Source organism: Burkholderia metallica (genome assembly GCF_902832845.1).
Taxonomy (GTDB): Bacteria; Pseudomonadota; Gammaproteobacteria; order Burkholderiales; family Burkholderiaceae; genus Burkholderia; species Burkholderia metallica.
The window spans coordinates 168,469-189,184 of the sequence record NZ_CADFDB010000009.1 but is presented as its reverse complement, the minus strand read 5'-3'; the positions used below and the strand labels follow the sequence as shown (position 1 = coordinate 189,184).

The following is a 20,716-nucleotide window of genomic DNA, read 5'->3' as shown; positions in this document are numbered from 1 at the left end:
CGCTCGACCTGTTGCTCTGGTCGGGCGTTGTTAAGGCTGACATGTATTCTGATATGCGTGAAAGTTGGATGCGGAACTGTCTGCGCGGATCTGATGCGCTTTAATTGGATTGGCGAGAGTGGCTTGTGAGAGTCGTTAGTTGGGGGCGGTCAGTTTCTAGGCCTCTATGCACGGTAGCGGAGCAGCAACATCGTCACTCGATCAGTTGAGGTGAATGCGAGAGGCACTTCGTCCATATGGACTGAAGTTGCTGGAATCAGAATGGAAAGGTTGGCACGCATAGTATCGATTTCGATATTGCAAGGGACACGAATCAAGCCGATGCGGTTCCTATCATCTGTTCTACACGATGGTCCAGTGTCCGGTATGTCGCTTTGAAGAGGTACTTCGTCAGATCCATCAACTCGCGCGCCAGGCCGGTGGGCGCTGTCTTTCGGAGCAGTATGCGGGCCGCGGCACACCACGCTTGGCCAGAAAAGTCTGGCAGTCCGCTGGCTCCCAACCAGCCGCACTCGGTCGAGGACGCGGGCAGTTGTGGCGTAACTACGGCTACGACGCGGCGGGCGAACTGATCGAGAACAGTGACTGCCTGCGTGGCAGCACGCAGTACAGCTACGATCCGGCCGGACAGTTGACACGTCGTGTGAACACCATGGATCGCGAGCTTGAGGAATTCGCTTGGGATGCCGCTGGCAATATGCTCGATGGCGCACCCGGCAAGAGTCGCGGATACGTCGAAGGCAACCGTCTGCGGATGTGGCAGGACATTCGCTTCGAATACGATCCGTTCGGCAATCTGGCGACGAAGCTTCGCGGAGCCAACCAGCAGCAGCGCTTCACTTACGATGGGCAGGACCGGCTGATCGCGGTGCGCACGCAGGACGCGCGTGGCGCGGTCGAAACGCGCTTCCAGTACGATTCATTGGGCCGGCGTATTTCGAAGACCGATACCACGTTCGACGTGCGTGGCGTGAAACTGCGCAGCGAGACGAAACGGTTCGTATGGGAAGGCTTGCGCCTCGCGCAGGAAGTGCGCGAGACAGGCGTGAGCAGCTATGTGTACAGCCCTGATGATCCGTACTCACCAGCGGCCCGCGTCGATGCGGTGATCGTGGAGGCCCTGGCCGCGGCCGCGATCGAGACGGCGAAGCGCGCGTCGCGGATTTACCACTTCCATACGGATCTGGCAGGGGCGCCGCAAGAGGTCACCGACGAGGCTGGCGAACTGGCGTGGGCGGGGCAATACACGGCGTGGGGCAAAGTCGAGCCGAGCAAGCGTCAGCTCGCGACCGCGCGGACGGATCAGCCGCTGCGCTATGCCGGTCAGTATGCCGACGAAAGTACGGGGCTACACTACAACACGTTCCGGTTCTATGATCCGGACGTGGGAAGGTTTATTAATCAAGATCCGATTGGGTTGGTGGGCGGCGACAATTTGTACGCATACGCATCAAACCCATTGACCCGAATCGATCCGATGGGGTGGTGTTCCACTAAGCTCGGGGAAAATATGGGGGCTCGCCCACATGATGGTATGGCGAACCACCACCTGATTCCTGAAGAACTCATGAAGCACCCCGACTTTGCAGCCATGTTCAGCCGGTTGCGCGGCATGGGATTCGACGGTGATGGTGCGTCTAATGGCATATTCCTGCCCGGAAGCTCCAAGCTTGCCCAAACGCTGGAGCTTCCTGGACACTGGTCGAACCACGGGCAATACACTGCGGCCATTGAGACTGAGCTAACGAAACTTAACCAACAATTCCTGGCGGGCCGTCTCAGTGATACGCAACTTGTGCTCGGTGTCGGGCGCATTCAAAATATGGCGAGAGAAGGCTTGGAGTCCGGTAAATATTTGGTTGATGCAATAACGGGAAGGTTACTTTGATGAATGCACGTTTCTTCGTTGTTAAATATCGCGCTGGAGGCGCAGGCTGCCCTCCATACCTGTCGGGAGAATTGAACCGTGATGAATGGGAGTGGCCGATGTATGTGGCTGATCCATTTGGCGTCGATGTAAAGCATGAATATATTTTCGCGCTATCAGATCCGTCGATTTCAATTGATTTTGATTTCTACGGAACGCAAACGAATTACGTGTCAAAAGAGTTTTTGAATGCATGTGAAAAATTGGGGGTTAGGTATAGAGCAATCCCCATTGACATCGTTGCGGGCGGAAAACCGGCAGGTAATAAAGCGTATTCAATTTTCTTGCCGGCAGATCATGAGTCTCTGCTTGATCGACAAAGGTCGAGCTATTCCGAAGACCGGGATCTGGAAACAAAAGAGATTGCCGAGAATAAGTTGTTTCCAGGGACTCCAATGTATAGTTGGATCAAAAACTTCATTCCGCGCGACGATCGCGATAGCAATCTTTTCAGATGTACCGAAACAATGGATCTGGTATGTAGCCAGGGGTTTAAATCGGAGGTGGAGCGATGCGCATTGAAAGGCATTGATTTTTTGCCGATCGATGAAAACTATTCGTACGACCCGTGGGGTGAGGCACCGTAGGCCGCCATTTATCTTGGCACTATGATTTGGATGTGGGGCAATACGTGAGTGACGTATACGGTCTGAGGCAGGATGAGGCATTTCAGCCACTCGTCCAAGTCGACGATGACGCTGAAATCGCATATGACAAGAGCGTAGCTATACGAGCAACCGCTCTTTGCGGGCGAGGTTTTGGTGGAGACTACGACCCCGTTAAGCTTGCGTGGGGCACTTCTCGCAGAAAAAAGACCAGCGATGTTCATGCGATGCTGTCCCCATTTCTCATGTTTAGTGAGAGGGCGCTGGATGTATTGGCGCCGGTACTTCGTGACAGCGGGGAGATATTGCAGGTCGAAGCCCCGATAAAAGACATGTCCGGATTTCATGTAACCCGGGTGATAGAGAATGCTGTCGATATGGATGCATCAAAATTCAAAGTCTATCCTCGGGCGACGGTTTTTAATAAAATATTTCTTCTGAAGAGTCGCGTTGAAGGGGTTGATATATTTCGCCTAAAAGAAAGTCCTGCTACAGTATTTGTATCCGAGCGTTTTAGAGAGCTTGTAGAGCAAAATAAATTAAAAGGGTTCGATTTCGGAGAGGTCATTTCGCAATCTGAGAAGTAGGATTTCGCAACTCCCGGTGACTGGTCAGAGCATGGCCCGGGTGGCCTCGATTTCACGAGAGTAACTTGTGAGAATCATACGTTGGGGGTGGTCGACTTCTGGGCCTCTATGCGCCGGTAGGCCGACGAAAGGAATTTTGCGGAGCAACAACGTTGTCACTCGATCAGTTGAAGCGAATGCGAGAGGCGCTTCGTCCATACGGACTGAAGTTGCTGGAATCAGAATGGAGAGGTTGGAACGCGCAGTATCGATTTCGATGTCGCAAGGGACACGAATCAAGCCGATGCGGCTCCTATCTGTTCTACACGACGAGCGGTGTCCCGCCACCGATCTGTTTGGCAAGAAGGGGCGCGCGTGGCTCGGCGTTCGACCGCTCCGTTGGACGAGCGACTCGGTGTTGAGCAGCGACTGCGCGAACTGGACCGCCTCGGCGAGGATCTGCGTGAAGTGGAGAAAGCGCTTGCGCAAGCGACCGTCGACGACGCGCGATTACGAGTGATGCTGACAATCACCGGCGTCGACCCCCGCCCCCCGGTTTCCCCATCTCCCCATCACTCGACCGTCACCGATTTCGCCAGATTCCTCGGCTTGTCGATATCCGCCCCCCGCAAACACGCCGCGTGATACGCAAGCAACTGCAACGGCACGACGTGCAGGATCGGTGACAACAACCCGTAGTAATCCGGCATCCGCAGCACCGACACGCCTTCGCTGTTGTCGATCCGCGTATCGGCATCGGCGAACACGTAAAGCTGCCCGCCGCGCGCCCGCACTTCCTGCATGTTCGACTTCAGCTTCTCCAGCAGCGCATCGTTCGGCGCGATCGTCGCAACGGGCATCGTGTGCGTCACGAGCGCGAGCGGCCCGTGCTTCAGCTCGCCCGCCGGATACGCCTCCGCGTGGATATACGAAATCTCCTTCAGCTTCAGCGCCCCTTCGAGCGCGATCGGGTAGTGCAGCCCGCGCCCGAGAAACAGCGCATTCTCGTGCTGCGAGAATTCCGCGGCCCAGCGCTCGATCTGCGGCTCGAGCCCGAGTACGTCCTCGAGCGCGCCGGGCAGCCGCCGCAATTGCATCGTGTAGCGCGCGAGTTGCGCGTCATCGACGTAGCCGCGCAGCCGCCCGAGCGTGACCGCGAGAATGAACAGCGCGACGAGCTGCGTCGTGAACGCCTTGGTCGACGCGACGCCGATTTCCGGGCCGGCCCGCGTCAGGAAACGCAGGCCGGTCTGTCGCATCATCGCGCTGGTCGGCACGTTGCAGATCGCCAGCGTGTCGACGTGGCCGAGTGCCTGCGCGTACTTCAGCGCGGCGAGCGTGTCGGCGGTCTCGCCGGATTGCGACACGCTGACCACCAGCGTATTCGGCATCGCGAGCGCGTCGCTGTAGCGGTACTCGCTCGCGATCTCGACCTGCGCGGGCACGCGCGCGATCGTTTCGAGCCAGCGGCGCGCAGTCAGGCCGGAATAGTGGCTCGTGCCGCACGCGAGAATCAGCACGTTGTCGATCTGCTCGAACGCCCGCGCGGCGTCGGGCCCGAACACGGCCGGATCGAACAGTCCCGCATCCGGAATGGTCGCGGCCACGGCCTGCGGTTGCTCGAAAATCTCCTTCTGCATGAAATGCCGGTACGGCCCGAGTTCGACCACGGCCTGCGCGGACGAAATGGTCTGTACCGCGCGTTCGACCGGAGCGCCGCTGCGATCGAGTACGCGCACGCCGCCGGGCGTCAACTCGACGATGTCGCCTTCCTCGAGAAAGATGAAGCGATCGGTGATGCCGGCGAGCGCAAGCGCGTCGGAGGCGAGAAAGCATTCGCCGTCCGTCACGCCGACGACGAGCGGCGAGCCGGCCCGCGCGCCGATCAGCCGTTGCGGCTCGTGCTTGCTGAACACGGCGATCGCGTACGCGCCATGAAGCTGCGAGGTCGCCGCGCGCACGGCGGCGAGCAGGTCGCCGCGATACTGGCTGTGGATCAGGTGCGCGACGACCTCGGTGTCGGTCTGGCCGTCGAACTCGTAGTGCGCGGCGGAAAGTTGCTTGCGCAACGTTTCGTGGTTTTCGATGATGCCGTTGTGCACGAGCGCGATTTCGTCGCGCGAGAAGATCGGATGCGCGTTGCAGGTTGCCGGCGCGCCATGCGTCGCCCAGCGCGTATGCGCAATGCCGGTGCTGCCGGTCAGGCCGGCAGTGCGCACGTGCGCATCGAGATCGGCGACGCGCGACACGCTGCGCTCGCGACGCGCCTGGCCGTCGACGACCGTCGCCACGCCGCATGAATCGTAGCCGCGATATTCGAGGCGACGCAAACCTTCAATCAGAATCGGGACGATGTCCCGTTGCGCGACCGCGCCGACGATGCCACACATGACTCGTCACCTCCCTGTTGGTCATCATGGACCGCGCGCACCGTTGTGTCAGCGCGATGCGGTTGCCGTTTCCGCCGCCGCTGCCGTCGCGAGCCCGCATCGGGCGGGTATGACGGGGGCGGCCTTCCTGCGTTCGAATGCCAGATAAAGCGATTCCTCCAGTACGTTCCAGTGCGCACCGTGCCGGTATGGGCCCGATCGCGCCTGCCAGCATGCAACCGTGCCCCAATCGTTCATCCTGAGCGCGACCAGCGCGATCAGGCTCCACGGGTAATCGGTGTCGGCGAGTTGCGGCCAGCGCTTGCCGTACTTTCGCATCCATCGCGTGTAGATCACTTCGCCAGATTGTTCGGGAACCTGAATATCGGACAGGAGCGGGAGAATCTGCGCGAGCTTCGCCGGATAAAAACTCGCATCGCTGACCTGCTGCGTGCTGGCAAGAAAGCCGGATGCGGTGCCGCGCCAGAACACCTTCAGGATCGCGGATGCCAGCCGGTTGGCACGCTGGCCCCACAAGTCCGCATGCGTGGGGTCCGCGCGCCGGGCGTAGTACGCCGCGAGCGCCTGGAACGCGCGGTGCACCTCGACGTTGTCCATCAGCAGCGCGACGTGCAGCGACGACGAGATCTGATAGACGCCGGAGGGCCTGTCGAGCAATGCGTCGAGATGGTCGACGGCGCGGTTCAGGCTGAGTTCCCACGCGGTGGGCAAGCCATCGGGCGGCGCGAAGCGCGCGAGCAGTTCGATCCACGTCGCCATCGTCGCGTCGTCGGTTTCCGCGCTCGCGCATGAGCGGTACCGGTCGTTCTTCACACAGAAGCGATCGAAGCCGCCATCGGGACGCTGGCGCGGCAGCAACCACGCAATCCATGCGAGTGCGGCCTGGCGCGCGTCGAGTTGCGCGTCGGACGCGGCGAGCAGCGCCTTCGCCGCGAAATACGGGTCGATGCCGACGCCGTTCAGGCGCACGGTGATCGCACCGTCGGCGCGTTGGTACAGCCCGTTGAGCCGGAGCTCGGCGGCGCCCGCGTGTAACGCGAAGCCGCACGCAGCGATCCAGCAGGCGACGTGCCACAGGCGGCACAGCGCGACGGTGGCCGCAACGCGCGAACGTGCGGCGGGGTAAAGCGCGGGCCGATTCATGATCGTGGGCTCCTGCGCGGCGATCCTGTTCAATCGTCGCCGGGTACGGCGTTGGCCGCGTCGCGTCCGGCGAGCATGGCTATGTTGCGGCTCGGTTCATCATGGCGCCGGTGAACCAGAGGCTGGTATCGATCCTTTGCGTTCACGAGCCGGTTCGGGGCATCGGAGCCGGCCCACGGCGCGTGGATAGTGCGTACTTCAGCTGGCCACGTCGGCACGTTCGGCACGCAGAGCGCTTGTCTTCCGCTGCTGACGCACGCGTCGCGCTTCCGCACGGCTTCGTGGACCGGGCCCCGTTCGTCCGCTGTCGGACGAATGCATCGGGGCGCATCCCACAGTCATTAAGCAAGGCGCGAGCCATCGGCCGCGTTACCGCGCGCAGCAACGGGCGGGAGCGGCGGCCGGTGCGTCGCATGGATGACGGTGATGGATTTTGATTCACCGAAGAATCAGTCCGAGCGGGCGCGAATGCCGGCACGCGATCGGCGGTGCGGTCCGCACGTGTCATGCGGCGAGCGAATTGTCTGCCGAACCTGTGCGGCTTCTGCAGTACACCGCCGTGCGGGGATACGTGTCGCGCGGGTCGATGCGTGTGCATCGCCAGGATGGTTCTACGTTTCGTTTGATCACACGCCTTGAATGAACCGGACTCCGATGTAACGGCCCCGTTCAGGGCTTGCGTTACACGTTCGAAACATTTCCCACGCTTCGACTCGTGTGACGTGAACGGTGTTGCGTGTCGAATAAATCCCCGGTACGTGACTGCGGTCGAGTCGTCGATTGCGTTGCCTGCTGCACAGACGAAAGTGGCGGATCGAGGAAGCGCAACGCGCTTCGACAGAAGCGTGAGATTCGATGCGCTATGGAGCCTGCCGTGAAGTCGAGATTCGTCGGACGACGTCACCGAAAACACCGTGCAATTGCCTGAATGGTTGGCTGTTTCGCACTAGGCCGGCGATGCGGCACGCGTAGCAGTTGTGAAACATTCCGTTGCGCACTGCGTATGCTCGCGGCGTGCGGTGTGAAGCGGGTACGGCCGCAGGCCCGCTGGTTTGAATATTGCTGTAGTGGAAGGGCGATAGCGAACACACGTAACGCCAAGCCAAGCCGAACCAGACCAAGCCAGTCCAAGCCAGTCCAAGCCAAGCCAGACGAGGAACGACTCATGACGTGACTGATCGAGTGCAACGGGACGCCGGTAGTACGACGATTCGCGTGGCGTTGACCACGTGGACCGGGCGGCGCGCTCGCTGCGCGACACCGCAACGTGTCGATCGCATGCGAGTACGGGAGGCGCCGCCTGAATACATGCTTCGCGCCACGAGCAGGGTCATTCAGCGCGAAATGGCTCAACGAGGATAACGATGAAAAAGATTTTGCTTGTGTTCGGGACTCGGCCGGAGGCCATCAAGATGGCCCCGCTGGTGCGTGCATTGAAGGCGCAGGCAGGGGTCGACGCCAGGGTATGCGTGACCGCGCAGCACCGCGAAATGCTCGATCAGGTGCTGACGCTGTTCGACATCAAGCCCGACTACGATCTCAACGTGATGCGGCAAAGCCAGACGCTGACCGACGTAACGACCGGTATTCTGCAGGCAATCGGCATCGTCTTCGACGAGTTGCGTCCCGACGTCGTGCTGGTACACGGGGACACGACGACCACGCTCGCGGTCAGTCTCGCGGCGTTTTATCGCTACCTGCCGGTCGGACACGTGGAGGCCGGTTTGCGCAGCGGCGACATTTGGTCGCCGTGGCCGGAGGAGTTGAACCGCCGCGTGACCGACGCGGTGTCGTCGTGGCATTTCGCGCCGACCGGGCAGGCGCGCGACAACCTGCTCAGCGAGGGCATACCGGGTGGAGCCGTCGTGCTGACCGGCAATACGGTGATCGATGCGTTGCACGAGGTCAAGCGCATGCTGGACAGCACCGCGGCGCTGACGGAGAAGGTCGCCGGACAGTTTCCGTTTCTCGAACCATCGCGGCGTGTCGTGCTGATCACCGGGCATCGTCGCGAAAGTTTCGGCGCGCCGTTCCAGCATTTCTGCGACGCGCTGTGCACGCTCGCGAACCGCTATCCCGACGCGCAGTTCGTCTATCCGCTGCACATGAATCCGAACGTGCGGGAACCGGCGCGCGCTCGGCTGGGCAGCGTGCCGAACATCTACCTGATCGAGCCGCAGGAATATCTGTCGTTCGTATTCCTGATGTCTCGCGCACATTTCATCATCACCGATTCGGGCGGCATTCAGGAAGAAGGGCCGGCGCTCGGCAAACCGGTGCTGGTCACGCGCGAGACGACCGAGCGCCCCGAGGCGATTCAGGCGGGCACCGCGCGGCTCGTCGGCACCGATCAGGAGCGGATCGTGTGGGAAGCATCGCGGCTGTTCGACAGCGAGAGCGCGTACGGGGAAATGGCGCATGCGAGCAATCCGTATGGCGACGGTCATGCGAGCGAGCGGATCGTTCACGCGTTGATGCGCAATCCGGCGGGGGCCGCGAGGGCGACGAGCTTTTCGATGGGGGCGTCGGACCTGCCGCGCAATGCGCTCACGCTGGGGTTGCAGGCGTTGAGGTCGCCGTGAGCAATGCGATGGCGTGAAGCGGCCGCTTCGAGCGGCAACGCCGTGTGAAGGCGGCGGTGTTTCATGCGCGAATCGATTGCGTATATCCGGCTTTCGTGTGTGCGGGCCGGTTCGCAGACGGAAGACGAGGTCGCGGGTCGACATCCGGCAGGTGACTTCGGGCACCGCCACGCGCGTTGCATGCCGGACACACGCGTGCATCGCGATGCCCGCGCCCAGGATCGATGCGAAACGCATGCATTGTCGTCGGATTCGGCGTGTTGTCCTGCGTCGAGCAGGCGACGACATGGATGATCGCCTGTTCGATCGGACCGTTTGCATCGCGCGTGCCGATGCGTGAGGCGCGCTTGCGATCCATCGCTTCAAGCACAGCACGAAGACCGTGGCGGACGCGCCCATGCTGTCGCGTGGCACTGCCGCGATCCAGCGGTGCATTCATCATTCTTCCGCGAGTCTTCCGGTCGAGGCGCTGCGTCCTAAAACCCTGGGCTCGCCCAATATCTCCCGCGGATGGCGTGCGGCTGCCTCGCGTCCCCATCGCAACAGGGCCGCTGCATTGATCGGTTGCGTCCGCGCCATGCCCGTCACGCGTTACCGATTCTCCGCCGAAATTCCCCTGTTTCCCCCCATCAGTCCCGCGATACGCGCCCGGCGCAAACCAGCCGCACATCGGTTAGAGTTGGAGCCCGGGCCATTCCGCATACGATTCTGTCAGCTCGGACAGCGGCGTGTTGCCTGAGTGACGGTTTGCATGGGCCAGAATCGACGCTGGCGCGTGTGCCGGTTTCAACCCGGATCGCATGCCCGACAGCCGTCCCCGGCCAGCGCGCCGATTGCAACGCATCAACGCATTGACCGCCGGGTCTGCCGGCGGCGTAGTCCACGAGACGGCACGGGCCGGCGCAGCAGCACGCACCCGCTGTCGTTCGAATCCCCACCCGGCGCCCGTGGTGCGAGGCGGGCGCCCCGACCAGGAGGTGAACGATGATCACGCTGACCGTCAACGGTAGCGAGCAGCATTTCGACGGCAATCCCGACATGCCGTTGCTCTGGTATCTGCGCGACGTCCTCGGCCACACGGGCACCAAGTTCGGCTGCGGCATGGCGCTGTGCGGCGCGTGCACCGTGCATCTCGACGGCGTCGCGATTCGGTCGTGCATCACGCCCGTCGCAGCCGCGTCCGGCAAGGGCGTGACGACGATCGAGGGACTGTCGACGGACCTGACCCATCCGCTGCAGCAGGCGTGGCAGGAACTGAACGTCGCGCAGTGCGGCTACTGCCAGTCCGGGCAGATCATGCAGGCCGCGTCGTTGCTGAAGACGAATCCCCATCCGACCGACGCCGACATCGACGATGCGATGTCCGGCAACATCTGCCGCTGCGGCACCTACACGCGCATTCGCGCGGCGATCCGACTGGCCGTGCGCCGCGGAGGTGCCGCATGAGCGCGCCCGAACTTTCCGTCCACAACGAGAGCCGCCGCGCGCTGCTGCTCGGCTTCGCATCCGGCGGGCTGCTGCTCGCGTTCGGCGTGCCGTCGCTCGTGCGCGCGGCCACGCCGGGGCAACCGCCCGTCAGCGCGAATCCGCAGTACGGCGGTGCGGGGATGCCGCACGGGTTGCGCGACGATCCGCATCTGTTCGTCGCAATCGCACCGGACGGCACCGTTACCGTGACCTGCATCCGCTCCGAGATGGGGCAGGGCGTGCGCACGAGCGTCGCGCTCGTGGTAGCGGACGAACTGGGCGCGGACTGGGCGCGCGTGGCGGTCGCGCAGGCGGTCGGCGACGAGCCGCGCTACGGCAACCAGAACACCGACGGCTCGCGCAGCCTGCGCCAGAGCTTCGCCGCGTTGCGCCGCGCGGGCGCGGCCGCGCGCACGATGCTCGAGCAGGCCGCGGCGGCGGCGTGGGGCGTCGATGTGCGACAGGTCAAGGCGACGGTGCACGAGGTCGTCGACACGAAGAGCGGACGCAAGCTCGGCTTCGGCGAACTGGCGGCGAAAGCGGCCGCGCTGCCCGCGCCGGATCCGGCAACGGTAGTGCTGAAAACGCCAGCCGAATTCCGCTATATCGGCAAGGGTGAAACGGCGCTGATCGACGGACGCGACATCGTCGGCGGCCGCGCGCACTACGGGATCGACACGCGGCTCGACGGGATGCTGTACGCGGTCGTCGCGCGACCGCCGGCGTACGGCGATACCGTGGCATCGTTCGACGCATCGGCGGCGCAGAAGCTGCCTGGCGTCGTCAAGGTCGTGCCGCTCGAGCCGACGCCGCTGCCGTCCGGTTTCCAGCCGCTCGGCGGCATCGCGGTCGTCGCGCGCGATACGTGGACCGCGATCCAGGCGCGCGCGCAACTGAAGATCGACTGGAAGCACGGACCCAACGCGAACTACGACTCGGCCGCGTATCGCAAGACGCTCGAAGCGGCCGCCGCGCAGCCGGGCGACGTGATCCGCAACGACGGCGACGCGGCGGCGGCGCTGGCCGGCGCCGCGAAACGCGTGCGCGCGACGTACTACATTCCGCATCTCGCGCACGCGACGATGGAGCCGCCGGCGGCGGTCGCGCGCGTGGCCGACGGGCGCTGCGAAGTATGGACCTGCACGCAGGCGCCGCAAACCACGCGCGACGAAGTCGCGAAAGCACTCGGGCTGCCGACGGAGCACGTGACGGTCAACGTGACGTTGCTCGGCGGCGGCTTCGGCCGCAAGTCGAAGCCCGACTACGTGGTGGAGGCGGCACTGCTTTCGAAGGCGGTCGGCGCACCCGTCAAGCTGACGTTCACGCGCGAGGACGACATCGCGCACGACTATTTCCATGCGGTGTCGCTCGAGGCGTTCGACGGTGGAATCGATGCGTCGGGAAAAGTGGTCGCGTGGCAGCATCGCACGGTCGCGCCGTCGATCCAGTCGACGTTCAGGGCCGGCGTCGTGCACGAGCAGCCCGGCGAGCTCGCGCAGGGCATCGCAGACCTGCCGTTCGCGATTCCGAACGTGCGGATCGAGAATCCGGCCGCGGAAGCCCACACGCGGATCGGCTGGTTCCGTTCGGTCTACAACATTCCGCATGCGTTCGGCATCCAGAGCTTCGTGTCGGAGCTCGCGCACGCGGCCGGCCGCGACCCGAAGGACTTCCTGCTCGACCTGATCGGGCCCGCGCGGCGATTCGAACCGCACATCACGGTGAAGAACGTGAACTATGGCGAGGACCCGGCGCTGTATCCGATCGATACCGGGCGGCTGCGGCGCGTGGTCGAAACGGTCGCGCGCGGCGCCGGCTGGGGCCGCAAGCTGCCGAAGGGGCACGGGCTCGGAATCGCCGCGCATCGCAGCTTCGTGTCGTATACGGCGGCGGTGTGCGAGGTGCAGGTCGATGCCGACGGCAAGATCACGGTGCCGCGGGTCGACATCGCGATCGACTGCGGGCCGCAGGTCAATCCGGAGCGCGTACGCTCGCAGCTCGAGGGCGCGGTCGTGATGGGGCTCGGCATCGCGCTGCACGGCGAGATCACGTTCAAGGACGGCCGCCCGGAGCAAAGCAACTTCAACGGCTTCCAGGTGCTGAGAATGAACGAAGCGCCGCGCGAAATCCGCGTGCATCTCGTCGCACCGGACGATTATGCGACGCCGCTCGGCGGCGTGGGCGAGCCGGGTTTGCCGCCCGTCGCGCCGGCGCTGACCAATGCGATCTTCGCGGCGACCGGCACGCGCATTCGCAGCCTGCCGATTGCCGATCAGCTCGCGAAGCCGAAAGCGGGGTAACGACACATCGCGCGCCGGGCCGTTTGCGCGGCCCGGCGCGTGCGCAATCCCGCCATCCCGCCATCGCACGCCGTCCATTCATGCATCGCATGGGCATGTCAGTTCGACGGCTTCCGCCCGTGATTCGACCGCCCGGGCCGCGCTTTCCAGAATCAACTGCCGGATTTCAATCGCGACATAAACGCCCGGCATTCTCAATGAAAATAGAATAAAACGCCCGCGGACATCGGGTTTGCCCCATGGTGCGGTATCGTACAAAGAGAGTCCGGAAAGTAACCGATCATTGGCGCGTCGAATTCAGAATTGTAAAAAGTTCATTTGTTTTGAAATTCCGATGTCGGTCAATCATGCGCGATGTTTAGTTGTTTTGATGAAGGGCATTAAAGCGTAAACATTCCAGGTCGAGCCTCGGGCGGATATTCATTCTCGTTTTGCGTGGCGTGCAGGGCGTTGCGGCGCCGATGCGCGGTGGCGCCCGCACGTCTGATGGCTTGCGTCATCGGGCGCGGACGCCAGGCGGACAGGGTTTGCTTTTCAGGTGGCGATAGACGGCGCACATAGGACGAATCGGTCGATCGATACATCCGATTCAGCGGGATTGTGCGCGTTATTCAGACGAGCGGGTTAATTCAATCGGGTTCGAATAATGTAACCGCATCGTCCGAAAATTAAAGATATTTAACGTATTGATCAACGTCGCAATTGCGGCGTCGTTCGATGCCCCGCTAGATGGGTTATCTAGCATTCTCAATCTGGAGAAATGCAATGCAAGAACTGAATCATCAGGAAATCGCACAAGTTTCCGGCGGCTACTACAGCGGCCCGGGCATCCCGTCCGCGCTGGGCAACATCATCGAATGGGCCGGCAGCACCGCCGAGAACATCGGCAATACGCTGACGCTGGGCATTTTCGCCGCGCCGGTCAAGCAGGCATACAACATCGGCGAGACGATCACGACCGCCGCCGTGAACCTGCTGGACGGCCTGTTCGGCGGCCCGCAGTACTGAGACGCCCGCGTTGAGGCAACGCGGTAGACGCCGCGTTTCCCGATGATGGAACCGACGATCCGGTATGCACGGGTCTTCTTTGTATACCGGATCGCTTGTGGCTGTTCCCGCGCGTGGAAGCGGGACGGGCGCCGTTTCCGATATTTGGCGATACGTTGGCGAAAATGGAGTTCGGTCTCTTTCGTTCCGAAGCGGCACAGGCGCAACGTAGGCGCGTGCTGGGCGACATCGTGCTGGTGCACCCGCTGTCGACGACCGTGCTGACGGTCGTGGCGATGGTGATGGCGACCTGCGTGGTGCTGTTCTTCACGTTCGGCACGTATACGCGGCGCACGACGGTCGCCGGGGTGGTGATGCCGGATTCGGGGCTGGTCAAGGTGTATGCATTGCAGCCGGGCATCGTCGTCGAACGCGACGTGAAGGAAGGGCAGCACGTGAGCCGCGGACAGACGCTCTATACGGTGTCGACCGACCTGCAAAGCGCGGCCCAGGGCGCGACGCAGGCCGCGTTGATCGCACAGGCGCAGCAGCGCAAGGCGTCGCTGCTCGCGGAAATGGACAAGACGCGCAGCCTGCAACAGGACGAGCGCGACACGCTGCGCGCGAAGATCGCGAACCTGAAAGGCGCGCTCGCGCAAATCGACGACCAGCTCGCGGCGCAGCGGCTGCGCACGTCGATCGCGGCCGACGGCGCGAAGCGCTATCGCGGGCTGCTCGCGCAGGATTACATCTCGAAGGACCAGGCGCAGCAGCGCGAAGCCGACTTGCTCGACCAGCAGTCGAAGCTGAACGGGCTGCTGCGCGATCGCGCATCGACGCTGCAGTCGCTCACCGAGGCGAGCAACGAACTGTCGGGGCTCGGCTTCAAGCAGCAGAACCAGCTCGCGCAGATCGACCGCAACGTGATCGACGTCGACCAGAACCTGATCGAAAGCGAGGCGAAGCGCCGGATCGTCGTCACCGCGCCGGAGGCCGGCATCGTGACGGCCGCGATCGCCGACGTCGGCCAGTCGGTCGATACGTCCCGGCCGCTCGCGAGCGTCGTGCCGGGCGGCGCGCACTGGCAGGCGCACCTGTTCGTGCCGAGCGCGGCGATCGGCTTCGTGCGGGTCGGCGAGCCGGTGCTGGTCCGCTATCAGGCATTCCCTTACCAGAAATTCGGCCAGTACGAGGCCAGGGTCGTGTCGATCGCGCGCACGGCGCTGTCGGCGACCGAACTCGCGAACGACGGCGGCCCGGCGGCGACGCCGGGCGAGCAGCGCGACGCGACCTTCTATCGCGTGATCGTCGCGCTCGACGCGCAGCACGTGACCGCGTACGGCGCGAAACAACCGTTGCAGGCCGGCATGACGCTGCAGGCGGACATTCTGCAGGAACGCAGGCGCCTGTACGAGTGGGTGCTAGAGCCGCTGTACAGCCTGACCGGAAAACTCTGACGAGCACGCGCATGGCATTACTCGATCGACTTTCGTTCGGCCTCGGCCGCAAGCTGCCGATGGTCCTGCAGACCGAAGCAGCGGAATGCGGCCTCGCGTGTCTCGCGATGGTGGCCGGCTATCACGGCCACCACGTGGATCTCGCGACGCTGCGCGGGCAGTTTCCCGTGTCGCTGAAAGGGGCGGGCCTCGGGCGCGTGATCGAGGTCGCGCAGCGGCTGTCGCTCGGCACGCGCGCGGTGAAGCTCGACATGGATCAGCTCGGCCAGTTGCGCGTGCCGTGCCTGCTGCACTGGAACTTCAACCACTTCGTCGTGCTGAAGGAAGTGAACGGCAAGACCGCGACGATTCACGATCCGTCGCACGGCGTCCGCAAGCTCTCGCTCGCCGACGTCTCGCGCGCGTTCACCGGCGTCGCGCTGGAGCTGTGGCCGACCTCGGGCTTCGCGCCGCGCGCGGCGCGGCCGCAGGTCAAGCTGCGCGAACTGCTGGGCCCGGTGTCGGGGCTGTCGCGCTCGCTCGCACAGATCCTCGTGCTGGCGATCGCGCTCGAAGTCTTCATGCTCGTGCAGCCGTTCTTCCTGCAGTGGGTGATCGACGAAGTGATCGTGAGCGCCGATCGCGACCTGCTGACGGTGCTCGCGCTCGGCTTCGGGCTGCTGCTGCTGATGCAGCAGGCGACCGGCGCGATTCGCGCGTGGGCGCTGATGTACGTCGGCGTCACGCTCAACATCCAGTGGCGCGCGAACGTGTTCACGCATCTGCTGAGCCTGCCGGTGCGCTACTACGAGCGGCGCCATCTCGGCGACGTGGTGTCGCGCTTCGGCTCGATCGACACGATCCAGCAGACGCTGACCACGTCGTTTCTCGGCGCGGTGATCGACGGGCTGATGACGCTGGTCACGCTCGCGATGATGTTCGTGTACAGCCGGGTGCTCGGCCTCGTCGCGCTGGCCACGATGGCGCTGTATGCGCTGGTGCGCTGGATGTGGTACGCGCCGCTGCGGCGTGCGACGGAGGACCAGATCGTGCATGCGGCCAAGCAGCAGAGCCATTTCCTCGAGACGGTGCGCGGCGTGAAGACGATCAAGCTGTTCAACCGTCAGGCCGAGCGTCGCGCGAGCTGGATCACGCTGCTGGTCGAGCAGGTCAATGCGAGCCTGCACGTGCAGAAGCTGCAGATCTTCTATCAGCAGCTCAACGGGCTGCTGTTCGGCATCGAGAACGTGCTGGTGATCTGGCTCGGCGCGCGGATGGTGATGGACGGCCAGTTCACGGTCGGCGTGCTGATGGCGTTCAACGCGTACAAGAGTCAGTTCGACAGCCGGGTCGGCAGCCTGATCGACAAGTATTTCGAGGTCAAGATGCTGCAGTTGCAGGGCGAGCGGCTGGCCGACATCGTGTTCGCGGAAGCGGAACCCGACGCGACCCTGCGCAACGTGCCGGGCGAGGCCGAGGAACTGGATGCGAGCATCGAGATCGACGGGCTGTCGTTCCGCTACGCGGACGGCGAACCGCTGGTGCTGGACGGCGTCAGCGCGACGATCGCGGCAGGCGAATCGGTCGCGATCGTCGGGCAGTCCGGTTGCGGAAAGACGACGCTGATCAGCGTGCTGCTCGGGATTCACGAGCCGACGGGCGGCGCGGTGCGCATCGGCGGGCTCGACGTGGCCCGGCTCGGCATCGAGCGGCTGCGCGGGCTGGTCGGCACGGTGCTGCAGGACGACGTGCTGTTCGCGGGCTCGATCGCGGACAACATCAGCTTCTTCGATCCGGAAGCGGACCCGCATTGGGTGGCCGAATGCGCGCGCATCGCGGCCGTGCACGACGACATCGCGGCGATGCCGATGGGCTACAACACGCTCGTCGGCGACATGGGCACGGTGCTGTCGGGCGGCCAGAAGCAGCGCGTGCTGCTGGCGCGCGCGCTGTACAAGCGGCCGCGCATCCTGGTGCTCGACGAAGCGACGAGCCATCTCGACATTCAGCGCGAGATGCAGGTCAACGCGGCCGTCACGCAGCTCGCGATGACGCGGCTCATCGTCGCGCACCGGCCGGAGACGATCGCATCCGCGCAGCGCGTGATCATGCTGCAGGGCGGGAAGGTCGTGCTCGACCAGTCGACCGCGGCCATGCGCGCGGCTGCCGCGGCGAAGTCGGCGGCCGTTCCGGCAGCGTCGCGCCAGGCGCCGCACGATGCCGGCCCGGTACAGCCGGTCGCGGGGCGCTAGATGATGAAGCGCTCCCTCGCCATCGTGCTGGCGGCCGTCGCACTCGCAGCGGTGGCGCCGCCCGCGTGCGCGCAGATGCTCGACGTCTATCGCACGCGCGACGACGTCGCGGCGACGCAGGCCGGCTCGATGGTGTCGGCCACCGCCTGCGGCGCACGGCGCGTCGACGACCGGCCGCTCGCGCTCGAGGACGCGATCCTGCAGGCGATCTGTTCGCATCCGCAACTGAGTCGCACGTGGGCGGACGCACGCGCGGCGACGGCCGAGGTCGGCGTGTCGAAGGCCGCGTACCTGCCGACGCTGAATGCGACGGCCGGCATTGAGCGCGACAACGTGAACACGACCTATACGGGCGGTTTCTCGAACGGGCAGCGCAGTACCAGCCGCTACGGCATGCTCAGCCTGAGCTGGGTGCTGTTCGATTTCGGCAAGCGCGGCGCGAACCTCGACCGTGCGCGCGCGTTGCTGCGCGCGGCCAACGCGACGCACGACGACGCGTTGCAGAGCGTGTTCTACAACGCGGCGCAGGCGTTCTACGCGCTGCGCGACGCGCAGGCGGCGCTGGAGGCGGCGCAGGCGGTCGAACGCGCGGCGCAGGAGAGCCTCGCCGAAGCGAGCGCACGACACGCGGGCGGCGCGGGCACGCTCGGCGACGCGTTGCAGGCGCAGACGACCTATCGCAAGGCGCTGCTCGACCGCGTGAGCGCGGAGGGCGATTTGCAGAACGCGATCGGCACGCTTGCGACGACGCTCGGCGTCGACGCGGACACGCCGCTGCGCATCGCGGATGCGGAACCGTCGCCCGATCGCGACGAGTTCACGCGCGGCGTCGCGAGCCTGATCGCCGAAGCGAAGCGCGATCACCCGAAGCTGGTCGCCGCGCGCGCGAAGCTCGAAGCGGCGCGCGACCAGATTCGCACCGTGCGCGCGCAGTCGCTGCCGACGATTTCGCTGACGGGCAGCCTGTCGCGCAACAACCCGTCCTATCAGCAGCAGCCGTCGCTGTTCCAGTTGCAGAGCAGTCACGGCAATTCGATCGGCATCCAGATCTCGATCCCGCTGTTCGAAGGATTCGCGTCCGGGTATCGCATCGCGGAAGCGAAGGCGCAGGCGGACGCGCAGGAAGCCGACGTGCGCAACACCGAACTCCAGGTGTCGCTCGACGTGTGGAAGAGTTACCAGAGCCTGCAGACCGACACGGCGAACCTCGACAACTCGCAGCATCTGCTCGACACCGCATTGCATTCGCTCGACATCGCGCGCGGCCGCTACAAGGCCGGTGTCGGCACGTTCACGGATCTGCTGAATGCACAGTCGGCGCTCGCCGATGCGCGGCGCCAGCGCGTGCTCGCGGTGTCGAAGTGGCGCACCGCGCGACTGAAGCTGGCCGAGAGCCTCGGGAGGTTGGGATTATGGAACGACGCGGGTTGAGTGACGCGCGGCCGAACGCGGTCGACGCAACGGCGCGAGGGTGCGCATTCCTGTTCCCGGGACAGGGGGCGTTCTATGCGGGCGCGCTGCGGAAACTGGGCCGCGAACACCGCAGCGTGCGACAGGTGCTCGACACGATCGACGCGATCGCGAGCGAACGGCTCGGCCGTCCGCTGACGGGCGCGCTGTGGCGCGACGATGCGGGGATCGATACGTGGTTGCGCGAAGCGCCGGACCTGTTGCAGCTCGGCATCTTCGGCGCGTCGGTCGGGATGTTCGGCGTGCTGCATGCGCGCGGCGTCGCGCCCGACGTGCTGATCGGACACAGCTTCGGCGAGATCGCGGCGCTGGTGTGCGGCGGCATGTATTCGATCGAGCAGGGCGCGCGGATCGTGTGCGACCGGATCGCGTCGTTGCAGGCGGCCGCGCCGGCCGACGGCATGATGGCCGCGATTGCGGCGGACGCCGACGCGACGCGCGCGCTGATCGAATCGAGCGCGATCACGCACGCGGTGCGCAACGTGTGCGTCGCGGTCGAGAACCACGCGTCGCAGACCGTCGTGTCCGGCCCGCGCACCGCGCTGGAATGCTTCGTCTCGGTATGCGCGGCGCAGGGCGTAAGCGCGCAGACAATCAGGTCTCCGTATGGTTTTCATCACCCCGATCTCGCCGATGCGCGCGCGCAGTTCGCCGCGCGGCTCGCCGCGTATCGGCCCGGCCCGCTCGCGATTCCGGTGTATTCGCCGATTCTCGGCCGCCGCTACAGCAGCAGCGACGATCCCGGGGCGCGGCTTGCGTCGCATTTCGTCCTGCCGGTGCGGTTCGCGGACGCGATTCGCGCCGCGCGCGCGGACGGCATCACACGCTATGTCGAATGCGGCGCGCTCAATGCGCTGGCGCGCATCGTCGTGCGCATCGCGGGGCCCGGCACGGTCAGGACGTTCGGCGGCCCGTCGAACGCGGCAGAGGAATCGAGCGTCGTCACGACGATCACCCGTTATTTCCAGGAGGACACCATCATGAAAGACGATATTCGCATCAGCAACGCAGGCTCCGGTTTCGACGCGTTCTGGCATGCGCGCGGACCGCACATCGTCGACTGGCTCAAGGGCGAACTGCGTCACGCGTTCGACGCGGCGAGCGCGGCACCGGCCGGCGCCGCACCGACCCCCGCGCCGTTCGCGCCGCAGCCGGAGCCGGCCGTCGCGTCCGCGCCGCGTCTCGCGGCCGTGGGCGGCCCGGCACTGACGGCGGTGCCGGCGCCGTCAGTGCCGCACGACCCGGGCACGGCCCCGACGGCACCCGCCGCGGCGCGCCCCGCGCACGTGCCGCGCGAGCGACTGTTCTCGGAACTCGTCGATATCTACGCGCAGGCGATGGAGTATCCGGCCGAAGTGTTCTCGGAATCGATCGAGCTGGAAGCCGAACTCGGCATCGACTCCGTCAAGCAGACCGAGATCATCCAGCGCATCACCGCGCGCTACGCATTGCCGCCGCTGCCGGCGAATTTCCGCAGCGGCGATTTCAGGACGATGGGGCAGATCGTCGATTTCGTCCACGAGAACCAGGGGAAGGCGGCCGCCTGACGGCCGCGGGCCGAAGCGTTGGTCGGCAGGGGGGGGCCCTGCCC

At 64.6% G+C, this 20,716-nt stretch carries 13 protein-coding genes and 1 pseudogene; 11 read left to right on the top strand and 3 right to left on the bottom strand.

Going from position 1 to position 20,716, the window contains the following annotated elements; all coding sequences use genetic code 11:
• Window positions 1-466: 466 nt before the first annotated feature.
• The 3 genes and pseudogenes from HWX08_RS24210 to HWX08_RS24200 form a co-directional block, all read left to right on the top strand.
• Window positions 467-1,888: pseudogene (locus HWX08_RS24210) on the top strand (RHS repeat-associated core domain-containing protein); the annotation flags it as partial.
• Window positions 1,888-2,514: an Imm43 family immunity protein gene (locus HWX08_RS24205; protein ID WP_174921313.1), complete on the top strand. Its 627-nt coding sequence runs from the start codon at window positions 1,888-1,890 to the stop codon at window positions 2,512-2,514. The pseudogene HWX08_RS24210 and the gene HWX08_RS24205, both read left to right, overlap by 1 nt.
• Window positions 2,515-2,558: 44 nt before the next feature.
• Window positions 2,559-3,119: an imm11 family protein gene (locus HWX08_RS24200; protein WP_174921312.1), complete on the top strand. Its 561-nt coding sequence runs from the start codon at window positions 2,559-2,561 to the stop codon at window positions 3,117-3,119.
• A gap of 551 nt (window positions 3,120-3,670) precedes the next feature.
• Here HWX08_RS24200 and glmS read toward each other — a convergent pair.
• Both glmS and HWX08_RS24190 read right to left on the bottom strand, forming a co-directional pair.
• The gene (glmS, locus tag HWX08_RS24195) at window positions 3,671-5,488 is read right to left on the bottom strand and encodes a glutamine--fructose-6-phosphate transaminase (isomerizing) (protein WP_174921311.1); all 1,818 of its coding nucleotides are present in this window, start codon (window positions 5,486-5,488) and stop codon (window positions 3,671-3,673) included.
• Between the two features lie 48 nt (window positions 5,489-5,536).
• A complete protein-coding gene (locus tag HWX08_RS24190; protein WP_174921310.1) occupies window positions 5,537-6,631 on the bottom strand; it encodes a hypothetical protein in 1,095 nt (364 codons plus the stop codon).
• 1,364 nt (window positions 6,632-7,995) lie between these two features.
• On the opposite strand from HWX08_RS24190, the gene wecB reads away from it, so the two are divergent.
• Complete coding sequence (wecB, locus tag HWX08_RS24185) at window positions 7,996-9,213, top strand: non-hydrolyzing UDP-N-acetylglucosamine 2-epimerase (protein ID WP_069256329.1); 1,218 nt, start codon at window positions 7,996-7,998, stop codon at window positions 9,211-9,213.
• Window positions 9,214-9,274: 61 nt separating this feature from the next.
• Here the strand turns inward: wecB and HWX08_RS24180 are convergent, their stop codons facing one another.
• Entirely contained in the window at window positions 9,275-9,652 is a 378-nt protein-coding gene (locus HWX08_RS24180; RefSeq protein WP_174921309.1) for a hypothetical protein, read from the bottom strand.
• A 545-nt stretch (window positions 9,653-10,197) separates the two neighbouring features.
• On the opposite strand from HWX08_RS24180, the gene HWX08_RS24175 reads away from it, so the two are divergent.
• The 7 genes from HWX08_RS24175 to HWX08_RS24145 all read left to right on the top strand — a co-directional run bounded on the left by HWX08_RS24175 (window position 10,198) and on the right by HWX08_RS24145 (window position 20,672).
• On the top strand, window positions 10,198-10,659 hold the full coding sequence (locus tag HWX08_RS24175; RefSeq protein ID WP_069256331.1) for a (2Fe-2S)-binding protein: 462 nt from the start codon (window positions 10,198-10,200) through the stop codon (window positions 10,657-10,659).
• Window positions 10,656-12,980 (top strand): xanthine dehydrogenase family protein molybdopterin-binding subunit, encoded by a 2,325-nt coding sequence (locus HWX08_RS24170; RefSeq protein ID WP_174921308.1) that lies wholly within the window; start codon window positions 10,656-10,658, stop codon window positions 12,978-12,980. Before HWX08_RS24175 ends, HWX08_RS24170 begins: the two co-directional genes overlap by 4 nt.
• 765 nt (window positions 12,981-13,745) lie before the next feature.
• On the top strand, window positions 13,746-13,988 hold the full coding sequence (locus HWX08_RS24165) for a hypothetical protein (protein WP_069256333.1): 243 nt from the start codon (window positions 13,746-13,748) through the stop codon (window positions 13,986-13,988).
• Between the two features lie 164 nt (window positions 13,989-14,152).
• Window positions 14,153-15,424: an HlyD family secretion protein gene (locus tag HWX08_RS24160; RefSeq protein ID WP_069256334.1), complete on the top strand. Its 1,272-nt coding sequence runs from the start codon at window positions 14,153-14,155 to the stop codon at window positions 15,422-15,424.
• 11 nt (window positions 15,425-15,435) lie between these two features.
• Window positions 15,436-17,655, top strand: coding sequence for a peptidase domain-containing ABC transporter (locus tag HWX08_RS24155; RefSeq protein WP_174921307.1), 2,220 nt, complete (start codon window positions 15,436-15,438; stop codon window positions 17,653-17,655).
• Window positions 17,656-19,086: a TolC family protein gene (locus tag HWX08_RS24150; RefSeq protein ID WP_174921306.1), complete on the top strand. Its 1,431-nt coding sequence runs from the start codon at window positions 17,656-17,658 to the stop codon at window positions 19,084-19,086.
• Window positions 19,068-20,672 (top strand): acyltransferase domain-containing protein, encoded by a 1,605-nt coding sequence (locus tag HWX08_RS24145; RefSeq protein WP_175807093.1) that lies wholly within the window; start codon window positions 19,068-19,070, stop codon window positions 20,670-20,672. The genes HWX08_RS24150 and HWX08_RS24145 overlap by 19 nt, the downstream gene beginning before the upstream one ends.
• Window positions 20,673-20,716: the final 44 nt, after the last annotated feature.